13 protein-coding genes and 2 tRNA genes are annotated in these 14,103 nt (G+C 38.0%); 7 read left to right on the top strand and 8 right to left on the bottom strand.

The genetic code is table 11. From position 1 onward, the window contains the following. Positions 1-1,655: hypothetical protein (locus M0R16_13080; GenBank protein ID MCK9613805.1), on the bottom strand; the 1,655-nt coding region annotated here is incomplete at its 3' end. A 274-nt stretch (positions 1,656-1,929) separates the two neighbouring features. Here M0R16_13080 and era point away from each other — a divergent pair. Genes era through M0R16_13045 form a run of 7 tightly spaced genes read left to right on the top strand, consistent with a single transcriptional unit; the run spans position 1,930 to position 8,944 of the window. Continuing rightward, positions 1,930-2,811: a GTPase Era gene (gene era, locus M0R16_13075; GenBank protein ID MCK9613804.1), complete on the top strand. Its 882-nt coding sequence runs from the start codon at positions 1,930-1,932 to the stop codon at positions 2,809-2,811. A gap of 57 nt (positions 2,812-2,868) precedes the next feature. Continuing rightward, complete coding sequence (gene der, locus M0R16_13070) at positions 2,869-4,173, top strand: ribosome biogenesis GTPase Der (GenBank protein ID MCK9613803.1); 1,305 nt, start codon at positions 2,869-2,871, stop codon at positions 4,171-4,173. A 5-nt stretch (positions 4,174-4,178) separates the two neighbouring features. After that, positions 4,179-4,553 carry an RNA-binding S4 domain-containing protein gene (locus tag M0R16_13065; protein MCK9613802.1) on the top strand — a complete coding sequence of 125 codons (375 nt, stop codon included), beginning with the start codon at positions 4,179-4,181 and terminating at the stop codon, positions 4,551-4,553. A gap of 3 nt (positions 4,554-4,556) precedes the next feature. Next, positions 4,557-4,988 (top strand): hypothetical protein, encoded by a 432-nt coding sequence (locus M0R16_13060; protein MCK9613801.1) that lies wholly within the window; start codon positions 4,557-4,559, stop codon positions 4,986-4,988. 6 nt (positions 4,989-4,994) lie between these two features. Next, positions 4,995-6,026, top strand: a complete 1,032-nt coding sequence (locus M0R16_13055) for an endonuclease (GenBank protein ID MCK9613800.1) — start codon at positions 4,995-4,997, stop codon at positions 6,024-6,026. Between the two features lie 54 nt (positions 6,027-6,080). Then, entirely contained in the window at positions 6,081-7,076 is a 996-nt protein-coding gene (locus tag M0R16_13050) for a polyprenyl synthetase family protein (GenBank protein ID MCK9613799.1), read from the top strand. A gap of 11 nt (positions 7,077-7,087) precedes the next feature. Continuing rightward, positions 7,088-8,944, top strand: coding sequence for a hypothetical protein (locus M0R16_13045; protein MCK9613798.1), 1,857 nt, complete (start codon positions 7,088-7,090; stop codon positions 8,942-8,944). Positions 8,945-9,026: 82 nt separating this feature from the next. Here the strand turns inward: M0R16_13045 and M0R16_13040 are convergent. The 7 genes from M0R16_13040 to mtnA form a co-directional block, all read right to left on the bottom strand. Further along, positions 9,027-9,101: transfer RNA gene (locus tag M0R16_13040), tRNA-Val, on the bottom strand. A gap of 29 nt (positions 9,102-9,130) precedes the next feature. Continuing rightward, positions 9,131-9,208, bottom strand: a tRNA-Val gene (locus M0R16_13035). 710 nt (positions 9,209-9,918) lie between these two features. Then, positions 9,919-10,701 (bottom strand): sulfite exporter TauE/SafE family protein, encoded by a 783-nt coding sequence (locus tag M0R16_13030; protein ID MCK9613797.1) that lies wholly within the window; start codon positions 10,699-10,701, stop codon positions 9,919-9,921. A gap of 77 nt (positions 10,702-10,778) precedes the next feature. After that, positions 10,779-11,816, bottom strand: coding sequence for an ATP-binding protein (locus tag M0R16_13025; GenBank protein MCK9613796.1), 1,038 nt, complete (start codon positions 11,814-11,816; stop codon positions 10,779-10,781). Then, the gene (locus M0R16_13020) at positions 11,816-12,499 is read right to left on the bottom strand and encodes a response regulator transcription factor (protein ID MCK9613795.1); all 684 of its coding nucleotides are present in this window, start codon (positions 12,497-12,499) and stop codon (positions 11,816-11,818) included. The genes M0R16_13025 and M0R16_13020 overlap by 1 nt, the downstream gene beginning before the upstream one ends. A gap of 104 nt (positions 12,500-12,603) precedes the next feature. Then, a complete protein-coding gene (locus M0R16_13015; protein ID MCK9613794.1) occupies positions 12,604-13,197 on the bottom strand; it encodes a class II aldolase/adducin family protein in 594 nt (197 codons plus the stop codon). Next, a partial coding sequence (gene mtnA, locus M0R16_13010) for an S-methyl-5-thioribose-1-phosphate isomerase (GenBank protein MCK9613793.1) occupies positions 13,194-14,103 on the bottom strand: 910 nt, incomplete at its 5' end. The genes mtnA and M0R16_13015, both read right to left, overlap by 4 nt.

The following is a 14,103-nucleotide window of genomic DNA, read 5'->3' as shown; positions in this document are numbered from 1 at the left end:
GTCTGTACCCACCCTGTGGGGAAGGTCCAGGTATAAGTTACTCCTGCCACATTCGTAACGCTATATGTCTGGGAAGAACCCTGGCATACCGGTGTGTTGCCAGTTATAGTACTGGGCTGTGAGGGAGCGGCCGCTGTGGTAACTACTGCAAGTGTTTGTGCTGTCCCGTTGCCGCATACATTCGAAGGTGTTACTTGCACATTCCCTGAACCAGAGCCAACGGTGACCGTTACAGAATTAGTTGTACCCCCACCAGTCTGTGACCATCCTGATGGAAACGTCCAGGTATAAGTTACACCGGCCACATTCGTGACGCTATATGTCTGTGATGATCCCTGACACACCGCAGTATTTCCCGTAATGATACTGGGTTGAGAAGGTGCGGCAGCGACAGTAGTAACTGCCAGTGTTCTGGCCGTACCATTACCGCAAACATTTGAAGGTGTTACCTGTACATTCCCTGAACCAGAGCCAACGGTGACCGTTACAGAATTAGTTGTACCCCCTCCAGTCTGTGACCATCCTGTGGGGAAGGTCCAGGCGTAAGTATTGCCGGCCACATTTGTTACGCTATATGTTTGAGAAGAACCCTGGCATACCGGTGTGTTGCCAGTTATGGTACTGGGCTGTGAAGGAACTGCAGAAACAACAGTAACAGTTTTAGTTCTTGCAGTACCATTGCCGCAAATGTTTGATGGTGTTACCTGCACATTTCCTGAGCCGGAACCCACGGTAACCGTTACAGAATTAGTCGTGCCTCCACCAGTTTGTGACCATCCTGTAGGGAAGGTCCAAGTATAAGTTACACCGGCCACATTCGTGACGCTATATGTCTGTGAAGAACCCTGACATACAGGAGTGTTGCCCGTAATAGTGCTTGGTTGAGGTGGGACAGTATTAACCGTTAATATAGCAGTATTTGAAGTTGCATTGCTTGCTCCGCTGCAGTTTGTGAGGTAGCATTGGTATTGGTAACTACCACCAGCTGTAATGCCACTTACATTTAATGTTTCTGCTGTATTGCCTGTATATGTTGCTCCGGCAGGAGTTCCGTTAGCAACATTTACCCAGTTGCTCCCATTTTTGTATTTCCACTGGTAACTGATAGGTGTTGTGCCATCGGCGGTAACTGAAAAACTGGCGTTCCCCGTGTTAGCACACATGCTTTGGTTATCAGGCTGGTCGCTAATGGAAACTGCTGTGCAAGGGCATACAGAGCCATCAACCCAGGTTACTGAATATTCACTCATCGCACCATCAGTAATATATGGAGGTTGCCCGAGTGGACCGTAAGTTAAATTTGCACAACCTGTTGCAGTATATGTAAAATTAAATTTTACAAACACACCATCTTCCATGAAACGAGGATTTTCGGTAAATATCCAAAAATCAAAACTTCCCGGGATTGCATTTGTTATCGAAATATCTTGGGATACAAATACTGGGTTTAAATTTGACCAGCCCGTATATGTCAATTTTGTTTCATCATATATTATTTTAAATTGACCTGCGCCAATTCCAAGATCTAAACCAGTAAAGGATAAATCAACAGAAACATTGCCGGCGCTAGCAACAACATTTTGTAAAGATACCGTCTGAGAATATCCTTTTATATATAGAATGATAAACGCTAAGAAAAAAAGTGTCTTTTTCATAAAATTATATTGTTTTGATTTATTATTTTTTTTTCAAAAATAAACAAACCTGGATAAATAAAAAAAAATTATAATAACCCGCTGTGCTATTAAATTATGAAATCTCACTATTTCAAATATATACAAGATATTTACGGTTCAGATTTCGACTTCGCCAATCTGACCGTTAGATTGTTATGTTCTCAATAGCACTACAGGTTATAATATTCTTTTATATTAACAGAACTTTAATTGTTAATCATTATTCATTAACTTTGTCGTTATTTCAGGAATAATGGCTCACAGAGCAGGATTTGTTAATATTATAGGCAATCCCAATGTCGGAAAATCTACCTTGATGAACGCACTGACAGGGGAACCTCTTACTGTTATAACACCCAAAGCGCAAACCACAAGGCACCGCATTATTGGAATAATAAACGGGAATGATTATCAGGTTGTTTTTTCCGACACCCCGGGGATTCTTAATCCGAAATATAAGCTGCACAAAGCCCTTATGAAACAGGTTTTTGATGCGCTTGGAGACGCAGATGTATTTTTATACGTGATTGAACCCGGAGAACCCCTCCCTGAGAATAAAGACATCATAAAGCAAATTAATGTTTCAGACATTCCTGTAATATTATTAATCAATAAAATTGATAATGCTAAAGACGAAACCATAGCATTAACAAAACAAAAATGGGATGGCATTTTTAACAACACAGTTTTCATACCAATTTCAGCATTAAAAAAAACAAACCTGAATCTGGTAATGGATACTATCATTAGTTTTTTGCCTGAATCACCGCCTTATTACGCGCAAGACGAACTAACCGACAAACCATTAAGATTTTTTGTTTCCGAAATAATCAGAGAAAAAATTTTTTTATTGTATTCAAAAGAAATACCATATTGTTCGGAAGTTGTTATTGAAGCTTTTAAAGAGGAAAAAGAGATAATTCGTATTGTGGCAACAATTTTTGTAGCCCGGGAAAGCCAGAAAGCAATTTTACTCGGGCATAAGGGCCGGGCGATTAAACGTCTTGGGATAGAGGCAAGAAAGGATATTGAAGCTTTTTTTAAAAAACATATTTTTTTGGATATGAGCGTTAAAGTAAGTGAAAACTGGAGAGATAATGAAATAACCTTAAAGAAGTTTGGGTATGAATTGTAGCAGTTATCAGTTAACAGTGAACAGTTATCAGTATGTCAAACAAGAAAATATTAAGAAATGGCAAATATTTTAGCAATAGTTGGAAGACCTAATGTTGGGAAATCAACTTTATTTAACCGGTTGGCGGGAGAAAGCAATGCTATTGTGGATCCCAAAAGCGGCGTAACGCGCGACAGGCATTATGGTTGGTCCGATTGGAACGGCATATCATTTTCAGTTATTGATACCGGAGGTATTGTTGTTGGCTCGGATGATGTTTATGAGGAGGAAATCAACAAACAGGTGAGTTTTGCCATTGAAGAAGCAGACGTTATCGCTTTTGTTATGGATGCTGTGGAAGGCTTGAATCCTCTTGATGATGAAATATGCCGTATGCTGCGCAAGGCCGATAAACCAATTTTTGTTATTGCTAATAAAGTTGATACCAACAAACGCATTGCCGGTATTGCTGAATTCTACAAACTTGGATTTGATAAAATTTTTCCTGTTTCTTCTATAAATGGAGCAGGTACGGGGGAATTTCTGGATGAGCTGGTAAAAATTTTTAAACCGGATACTGCTGAACAAATCCCGGATTTACCAAAAATTGCTGTGGTTGGACGGCCTAACGCAGGCAAATCTTCGCTGATTAATGTTTTCCTCGGAAAAGAACGCCATATCGTAACTCCTGTGGCAGGAACAACACGCGACAGTATTTACACCCGTTTCAACGCATTTGGATTTGATTTGCTATTGGTGGATACAGCGGGGCTTCGCAAAAAGCAAAAAGTAACAGAAGATATTGAATTTTACTCTACGCTTCGTGCCATCAGGGCTATCGAAAACAGCGATGTTTGTTTGCTAATGATTGATGCCGAAAAAGGAATAGGCGCACAGGATTTACATATTTTCAGCATCATTGAAAAAAATCATAAAGGAGTGGTTATTGTCGTTAACAAATGGGATTTAATAGAAAAAAAAGGAAACACTCATCTGGAATTTGAGGATGTTATAAAAGACAAAATAGCTCCTTTTACGGATGTCCCGGTGATTTTTGCCTCGGCACTCACCAAACAACGCATTCACAAAACGCTGGAAACAGCTATCGGTGTTTATAAAAACCGTACACAAAAAGTTTCAACTTCAAAACTTAACGACTTGTTTTTGCCTGTTGTCAGTAAAAATCCGCCTCCGTCTGTTAAAGGAAAATTTCCTAAAATAAAGTATATTCAGCAACTTCCGCTGCATTACCCGGCATTTGCATTTTTTTGTAGTCATAGCCAGTATATTAAAGAAACCTATAAACGGTATCTTGAACACAAAATCAGAGAAAATTTTAACCTCAGCGGGGTGCCCATTGAAATATATTTTCGCGAAAAATAAAAAGCGTGGAGGATATAAAAGTCAGAATTGACAAATGGTTATGGGCGGTACGTATTTTTAAGACCCGCAGTCTTGCCACCGATGCCTGCCGGAACGGAAAAGTTAAGATTAACGGACAGACAGTAAAGGCTTCGCGTGAAATAAAACGAAACGAATTGATAAACATACAACTGCAACAAATTACTAAGACAGTAAGGGTTATCGGAACTTTAGAAAAACGTGTTTCTGCCAAACTTGTTCCACAGTTCATGGAAGACCTCACGCCGGCAACAGAATACGAGAAAATTGAAACAATAAGAGAGGCATCGTTTATTTATCGTCCCAAAGGCTTAGGCAGGCCAACAAAAAAAGACCGGCGGGATTTAGAAAAATTTATATAAAACATGAAACAAATTATTGTATTGTTTTTCCTTTTGACTGCTTGTATGTCATTTTCGCAAAATGTCAGTAAAAAAAATCAAGCAGAAATTACCGCGTTGCTCATAACTCAGGAAAAATACTGGAATAACGGGGATATTAAAGGGTATATGAATGGTTACTGGAATTCGGACTCTTTAAAATTCATTACAAAAACAGATGTTTACAAAGGCTGGAATGCTGCACTCCAAATGTATAGCAAGCATTACCCCGACAAAGAAGCTATGGGAACATTGTCTTTTGAGGAAATTGATATGCTGCAGATGAATGCCCATACCATTTTTGTTATGGGAAAATGGACATTAAAAAAAACAAAAGAAACTGTCGGCGGACATTTTACACTTATCTGTAAAAAATTGGCTGGCAAATGGAAAATTATTATTGACCACAGCAGTTAAAAAATTATGAAAAAATTATTATCAGGCATATTTATCTTTTTGGTGTTTTTTACATTTTTTGTTTCTGCTCAAAAGAACTATAATCAAAAAGAAATTACTGTAGTCTTTTATAATTGCGAAAATTTTTTTGATACGATAAATAACCCGAACACACAAGATGATGAATTTCTTCCTGAACATAAAAAAAATTGGAATACGCAGAAATACCACAAAAAAATTGAACACATTTCAAAAGTAATTTCTTCCATTGACAGTCTTGCGTTTCCGGCAATTATAGGGTTAAGCGAAATTGAAAACAGTAGAGTTGTAGGAGACTTGGTAAATAGCCGCCACTTAAAAAAAGCAGCATATAAATACGTTCATTTTGAAAGCTCGGATATCAGAGGCATAGATTTGGTTTTATTGTATGACCCCAAAATAATTGATGTGGTTTGTTCCCGAAAAGTTCAAGTGATTTTTGATGGCAACAAACTACGCGAAATATTATATGTAAAAACCGTTTTAAATAAATCCGACACTCTGAATATTTTTATAAATCATTGGAAATCGCGCTCCGGGGGAGTGGCAGAAACCGAACCCAAACGCATACAATATGCCAAAACGCTTTCTAAATTGGTGGATTCATTGTATAAACACGACACATTCCCCTCCATAATTCTTATGGGCGATTTTAACGACGAACCGGGAGATAAAAGCCTTATGCAGTATTTAAAAGCATTATCACCGGTTGATAAGCCGGCAAAGGGCTCTCTCTATAATCTTTTCTTTCCGCATTATCTGAATCGTCAGGGCAGTTATTATTTCACCGTAGATAAAAAATGGAACATGCTCGACCAGTTCATCGTTTCGGGAGATTTGCTGATGCAACCAATAGAAAAACTTCACATAAAACCCGGTTCGGCAGAAATATTTCAAAAAAAATGGATGCTTTATCCCGATAAAACAGGGCAATGGCCCCCCTCAAAAACCTATGACGGAGGTAAATATTACGGAGGCTACAGCGATCATCTGCCGGTTCTCATAAAACTGGTTTATTAGTATTAATACCGGAACAATGTTTTTTTTACACCGAACAAAACAAAATTCTTACTTTTGATTTTATTATTCGGAATGATGACTTCGCTGAAAGAAATAACAAAACCTATTGAATCCGACATAAAAGAATTTAACTGTCTTTTTGCCGAAAAGATGCGGAGCGAATCGCTTTTTCTTGATAAAATACTGAAGTATGTGTTGAAAACCAAAGGAAAACAAATACGCCCCATCCTGGTTTTGTTATCTGGCGGAATGTTTGGAAAAATTAACACATCCACACATACAGCTGCCACACTTATTGAGATGCTTCACACCGCTACTCTTATACACGATGATGTGGTTGACGAAGCAGATATGAGGCGGGGATTTTTTTCGATAAATGCTTTATGGAAAAACAAAGCGGCAGTTCTTGTCGGCGACTATCTTCTTTCAAAAGGTCTGCTAACTGCATTACATGGGAAAGAATACGAAATTCTGCACATTGTTTCCGACGCTGTGAATAATATGAGTGAAGGAGAATTAATACAAATAAAAAAGGCACGGACAATGAATATTGATGAAGAAACATACTTCACTATTGTCCGCAAAAAAACAGCATCGCTGATTGCCGCCTGTTGCTCCGCGGGCACATATACAACCACCGGCGACAAAGCTATTACTGAAAAAATGAAACAGTTCGGAGAATACCTTGGCATAGCTTTTCAGATAAAAGATGACCTGCTGGATTTTGATGCAAATAATAAAACGGGCAAATCGGCACAGAACGACATTAAAAATAAAAAAATTTCTTTGCCGCTGATACACACTATTAAAAATGTAAATATTGTCGAAAGAAAACACATACTTGGCTTGTTAAAAAACCAGAATAGTCCTAAAAAAAAGATGTCGGAACTTATTGAATTTATCCGCCAACAAAAAGGGTTTGAATATACCGAAACCCGTATGAATGAATACAAAAACCTTGCTCTTGAAATATTATCAGGCTTTCCTGATTCGGCATATAAGAAATCCCTCGAAAATCTCGTTATTTTTACCACAGAACGTGTTTATTAATGCAGCTTGTTATGAAAAAAATACTGACACTTATTGTTTTCCTGTGTTTTATTCTTAATTCATTTTCTCAGGAAAAGAAAACCGAATACTGGAAAAACAACAATAAAAAGGGAGAAGGAACGGTTGTTGACGGCATGAAAGATGGAAAGTGGCGTTTTTGGTATGAGGATGGAAGTAAATGGTGTGAAGGCACTTATAAAAATGACAAACAAACTGGACAATGGACTTACTGGCATATTAATGGCAAAGTTTGGGAAAATATTAATTTCGAAAATGGCTTAAATACAAGATATTATACTAATGAACAAAAGGAATATGAAGTTAACATTGTGAACGGCCTTCGCGATGGCAAATGGACGGAATGGTATAAAAACGGCAAGTTGAAAGAAGAAGGCGCTTATGCAAATGGGAAGAAACACGGAACCTGGAATAATTATTATGAGAATGGAGCCAAACAAGCTGTGCGGCAGTTCTCCAATGATGCTTTTGTTGGAAAATGGATGTATTGGTACCCAGATGGCAAAACATGGAAAGAAATATCCAATGAAGACGGCCCTGTAATTGTCTTTGATTCTCTGGGGAAAAAACAAAGCGAATGGTATGTGAAAAACGAAAAAAAAGAGGGGAAATCCCTGACATGGTTTGCTGACGGAAAAATAAAAAGCGAAACAAATTACATTAACGATTTACGCGAAGGCTTGCAATCAATTTACCATCCTAACGGGCAAAAAATGCTTGAAGGAGCTTTTAAAAATGATGAAAAAACAGGCAAATGGCTGCAATATTATGAAAACGGAGCAAAATGGAAAGAACTAAATTATGATAACGGGTTAAACACAATATGGTATGAAGATGGAACAAAACAAGAGGAAGGATGTGTAAAAAACGGGAAAAAAGAAGGTATATATACCAAATGGTATCTTAACGGAAAAGTAAAAGAAAAACTAAATTATCAGAACGGCCTTAAGCAGGGGATGGCTCAAACATGGTTCGATAACGGAAACAAAGAAATGGAAGGTTATTATATCAACGATTCGTTGAATTGTTATGGCGTATGGTGGCGCAGCAATGGGAACAAAGAAATGGAAGGCAGAATCAAACGCGATTTACAGGACAGTATATGGATTTTTTACCACGAAAATGGAGGAAAAGGCAGCACCGGAAATTTTATAAAAGGTAAGCAGGAAGGCCTGTGGTTTTTTTATTATGAAACCGGAGAAAAATGGAAAGACGGTTATTTTAAAGACGGAAAAAAATCCGGCATTTGGGTAACGTATTATGAAAGCAGTGCAAAATCTCATGAAGGGCCTTTTGAAAACGATAAGGAAAATGGATTATGGACAAGCTGGTATCCTAATGGGCAGGTAAAAGATGCCGGGACTTTTAAAGACGGAAAGATGCATTTAAAATGGGAAGGCTGGTTTGAAAACGGCAAAAAGAAATATGTTGCAGAATATGTTGACGGCATGAGAAATGGAAAATATACCCTGTGGTGGGAAAATGGAAATATGCGACAAGAACAGATTTTTAAGAATGGCGAAAGACACGGCACTTCAAGCGAGTGGTACGAAAGCGGCAAAATTGCCGAAAGCGGTTATTACACCAACGATATGAAAAGCGGCTATTGGAGTTTTTACGACAAGTACGGCGTGATGTATATGGAACAGGGTTTTAAAAAAGGCCAACCTGACGGTAAGTTTGTTGAATACCACCAGAACGGCCAGAAGTCAAGCCAGGGCCTTTATGTGAACAGCCTGCGCGAAGGAACCTGGTATTACTGGGATAAAGATGGTAAGCTGCAATATAAAATCACTTTTAGTAAAGGTAAAAAAGTGAGTGAAGATGCTGCTGGCAAACCTAAGCCGTAAAAGTAAAATACTATTAATTTTTAGAATTATTTTTTTATTAATAATAAAGACAAAAATCCCTTGCGGGCTGTTTGTTGATTAGTGGGACGTACAGGATTCGAACCAGTGACCTCATGCGTGTGAAGCATGCGCTCTGAACCGACTGAGCTAACGTCCCCTGAAAAAAAAAGAAGTCAGGGACTTCTTTGGTGGGAGTTACTGGATTCGAACCAGTGACCCCCTGCTTGTAAGGCAGGTGCTCTGAACCAGCTGAGCTAAACTCCCGATATTTTATTTTGGGAGTGCAAATATACAAGATTTTTTAAAATCAAAATATTTTTTGTTTTTAACAAATTGGCAAAGCCTTTATAAAAGCTTGATTATTATTTCTGACAACTTTTGTGTAACTTGTTATTGTCGGGGAAATTGTTTTTTTTAACCCAAATTACGCAATAGAAACGTAGTGAACTATTGCGTAGTGCGCAGGATTGTGCGCTGAATCTGCCTGTCCCGCACACAAAGTGTCGATTTCGCAATAAAAATTCACATTATAAGTTATTTATATACAGTTAATTATACTTAATAATTCCTAATGCTACGCATTAGAAAATTCTTAATGCGAAATTTGGGTTTGATGAATCTCCGATAATTATCCTTGCTCCATAAAGTAACCCGCCGTAATTCTAAACTACATAATTATTCCATACCAACATAATGTTTTACTGCACAGATAACCTGTTGCTAAAAAGAAATGTGGGTTATAAGAAAGAATAGAAGTACAGTAAATGTAAGTTTTTTCATAGTATGGATAAATGATTATTTATAACCGGTTGTGCTGTTGAGAATATAACTATTTGACGGTCAGATTGAGTGGAATCGAAATCTGAACCGTCAATATCTTGTAAAAAATATGAAATAGTAAAATTTCATAATTTAATAGCACAACTGGTTATTAATAAAAAATAATGTATAAAATTACCCCTATTTAAGGGTTTTTAAAGCACCCAGCCAAATAAGGATTTAAAATCAAAAACTCCCAACAGGTGCATAATAGTTATTAATATAACAACTATGATAACATAACGAACAAAATTTGCGCCCCAATTCATTACAAATTTAGAAGCAATAAAAGCCCCCATTACATTGCCGATTGACAATATCAGCCCATATTCCCAGTTCACTTGTCCGAAAATGACAAACACGATAAGCGAAAAAGGAGCATAAACCATGACAAGAAAGTTTTTAAGTGCATTGGCACGTAAAAGATCATAGCCCGAAAGCAATACCAATGCCGCTATCATGAAAAAACCCACTCCGATATGTATAAACCCTCCGTAAAATCCTATGATAAGGTACGCTAGATGGTCGTACCATTTAATGGGCTTTTCTATAAGATGTTGCTTGCTTTTCACCCATTTTTCAGGCTTATACACAATAAAAAACAACATCACAAACATCACTGCGGCTATAACTTTTTCGATAATGCTTTCGTTCAGGTTTGCTGCGGTGAGGGAGCCGGCGATAGAACCAATAACACTGGGAATACAAAGAATCAATCCCTTTTTTATGTCTAAAATTTTTTGTTTTCGGAATGTGAACACTGCAACGGCTGTTTGCAGCATAATGGCAATACGGTTTGTGCCGTTTGCAACAGTGGCCGGCAGTCCGAGAAACATCAGCAAAGATATGGTGATAATGGTTCCTCCGCCTGCAAGGGTATTAATGAACCCGACAAGCACACCGGAAAGAATTAAAATTACAGTCTCAAACCAACTCATGTAATTTTTTTTGCAAAATTAAATTTTCCGAGACACTATAATAATACATTAATGTATAAAAAAAAAGAAGACAAAACTTATGCTTTTTGTAAAGTAAACCCAAAGGTAGTGCCCACACCAATGCTGCTACGAACGTGCATGGTTTGTCCGTGAGCCTCAATAATGTGTTTTACGATTGCCAGTCCGAGGCCGCTACCCGAATGTTCAAAGGTTCTGCCAATAGCTGTTCTGTAAAACCGTTCAAAAATTCTGGGGACATCTTCCAGAGGGATGCCGATGCCTGTATCGGCAACTTCCACAAGTATTAGTTCGTCCATGTCATAAAATGTAATTTTAGCATTACCGTTTTGTTTATTATACTTGATGGCATTTTCCAGCAGATTGTTTAAAACCTGTCTAATTTTTTCTTTGTCAGCAAGAACATGAACCGGCCCGGATAATTTATTATGAATACTTAAAGCGATGTTTTTTTGTTTTGCATTTATTTCATAAGAATCCAGCACATCATGAGCCAGTGCAGATAAATCAACTTTTTCTTTTACCAGCTTCAGGGTTTCGGATTCTAATTTTGATATGGCTTCTAAATCGTTCACTATGGCTATCATCCTGTCAATGCTTTTTTCGGCACGTAACAGGTATTCGCGGTTGATACTTTTGTCTTCAAGGCCGCCGTCAAGCAATGTGAGCACGTAGCCCTGAATGTTAAATATGGGGGTTTTTAGTTCGTGAGAAACATTTCCTAGAAAATCACGCCGGTAATTTTCTGATTTCTTCAGGGCTTCCAACTCTGTTTTTTTGTCTTCAGCCCATTTTACCAACTCTGCTTCTGCATTTTCGAGCCAGTTTTCCGTTATTTTAATTTTTTGTTTTGGAGTTTTAAGGTTGTGCAGTGTTTTATAAAGAACCCTGATTCTTTTATATATAAAGTCTTCAACAGTGTAACGTGTGAAAAGCAATACTGAAATAAATAAAACAACAGTAGCTGCCAGATAATAAACCCAAGCAAAGTGTCTTTCAGAAAAAAAAAGGAGATAAAAAATAAACAAACAGACAGTAGAAAACAGCACGAACAGCGCTATTTTTAAAGAAATACTCCGGGGGTGGTATTTTCTCATTAGTTTTCGAATTTATAGCCGATACCCTTCACCGTTGAAACAAACTCCATCCCGATTTTTTCACGCACTTTACGGATATGAACGTCTATGGTTCGGTCACCCACAATAACATTATAGCCCCATATATTTGACAGGATTTCTTCTCGTGTAAAAACTTTATTCGGTTTTGATGCCAAAAGATATAGTAATTCAAATTCTTTTTTGGGGAGTATTATTTTTTGCCCTTGTTTTATAACAACAAATTTTTCCCTGTCTATTATCAGGTCGTGAATTTTAATAGTAGAATTCTGGGGAACCACCTCATCCGAATACCTTCTGAGCAGGGCGTTGATACGGCTTATCAGTACTTTGGGTTTTACCGGTTTGGAAACATAATCATCAGCTCCGGCATCCAACCCTGCTATTTGCGAATAATCTTCTCCGCGGGCAGTAAGAAACATGATAAGCGTTTTGTTAAGTTCAGGGATTTTTTTTAGTTCCGAACAGGTTTCTATTCCGTCCAGGCCGGGCATCATTACATCCAGTATAACAAGATGAGGAATTATTTCTTTTGCAATATTAACACCATCTTTTCCGTTTCCGGCTGAATAGACTTTAAACCCTTCACGTTTCAGGTTGTAACTTAAAAATTCTACTATATCCGGCTCGTCATCAACTAAAAGAATCGTGTAGCTGTTGTTCATAACAATGAGTTTTTACAAAAGTAAAAATTAATATTCTCTTAAAAAATTCCCAAAACCACAGAAGAGAAAACTTAACGAAAAAATAATAATGAATTTATATAATATTAAAGCAATTTTGTTTTGTTAAGCCATTTTAAAGTCAGCTCTCCTGCTTTTTGAATATTATCTGCTACCGAAACAAATCCATGTTCTTTTATAACAACAAAATTGTTGTTTTTAATGATTTCAAGAATGCTGTCTGCAAGTGCGATGGTTCCGTAAGGAGTTTTTTCTTTTGTTTCCGGTATTCCCAATAGTAAGGCGTTTTGAGTTATCAGTGAGTGGTGTCCGTGAAAAATTGCACCAACATCCGGTCTGTTTTTATATATTTCATCATGCATAAAACTCTCCGAAGAGGGAGCGAGTAAGCCGTTTACATATACTTTTTTTTCGCTTCTATTACAGGTTACTACTTCAACGAAACAGGAATTTTCCAAGGTGTTTTTCAACCCGATGCAGGTACCCGTTATTATAAATGTATCGTTTTCGGTACGAAAGCTCAGGTTGCCAAAAGAACCTCCGGGGTATGGAGGCGCCAGATTTTTTTCGTGAAACAAGGCACACCATTTTTTCAGTTCTTCCAGCAGCTGATGTCCGGGTTCTTTTTTTTGTAAAAAAACCGTTTCAAATTTTATCCCCTGATATCCTTCACTGCTCATTTAAAAAATAGTTTTTTAATTTCTTCTTCACCGGGATTGATAATTCCTTTTTCTGTTATAATTTTTGTGATAAATTTAGCAGGAGTAACATCAAAAGCCGGATTAAAAGTGCTTGACCCGGGAGAACATACCAGAATTTCATGCATGTTGCCTTTTATGTCCGGGCCTTTTTGATACAGGACTTCTTCCTGATGGCGCTCTTCGATTTTTATGTGTTTTCCGTCTGGGCAGTTTAGGTCGAAGGTTGACAAAGGTGCGGCCACATAAAAAGGGATTCCATATTCTTTTGCGGCAATAGCCTTTTCCAGTGTTCCTATTTTGTTTGCCACATCGCCGTTTGCCGCAATGCGGTCGGCACCAACAATCATCATATTAATTTTTCCGAGCGACATCAGGTATGCCCCTGCATTATCGGGAATAATAACGTGAGGAATATTTTCATTTTTCAATTCCCATGCGGTGAGGCGTGCCCCCTGGCTGCGCGGGCGGGTTTCATCCACATACACAAAAATGTTTTTCCCGGAATTTGCGGCTTCATATATGGGAGAAAGAGCCGTGCCATAGTCGGTAAAGGCAAGCCATCCGGCATTGCAATGTGTTTCAATGTGGAATCCGTCTTTTATTAACTCATTACCGTAGATACCAATTTTTTTGCTGGCACCTATATCTTCCTGCGCTATCTTCTCGGATTCGGATATGGCGTGTTCAATACTTTTTAGTCCGGCGTTAAAAACTCTTTCTGTCGCATAAAATAAATTTCTTGCTGTGGGTCGTGTTGTTTCAATTTCTTCTTTTGCTTTTTTGATAAAATCAGGGATGTCTTCACGGGAACTTTCAACAAATGCCTGTGCCATGGCATATCCTGCAGCAACACCTATGGCCCCGGCACCGCGAACTATCATGGTT

The sequence above is a fragment of the Bacteroidales bacterium genome, from assembly GCA_023228145.1.
Classification (GTDB): domain Bacteria; phylum Bacteroidota; class Bacteroidia; order Bacteroidales; family CAIWKO01; genus CAIWKO01.
The sequence above is the reverse complement of the archived record's forward strand: the minus strand, read 5'-3'. Positions and strand labels throughout refer to the sequence as shown.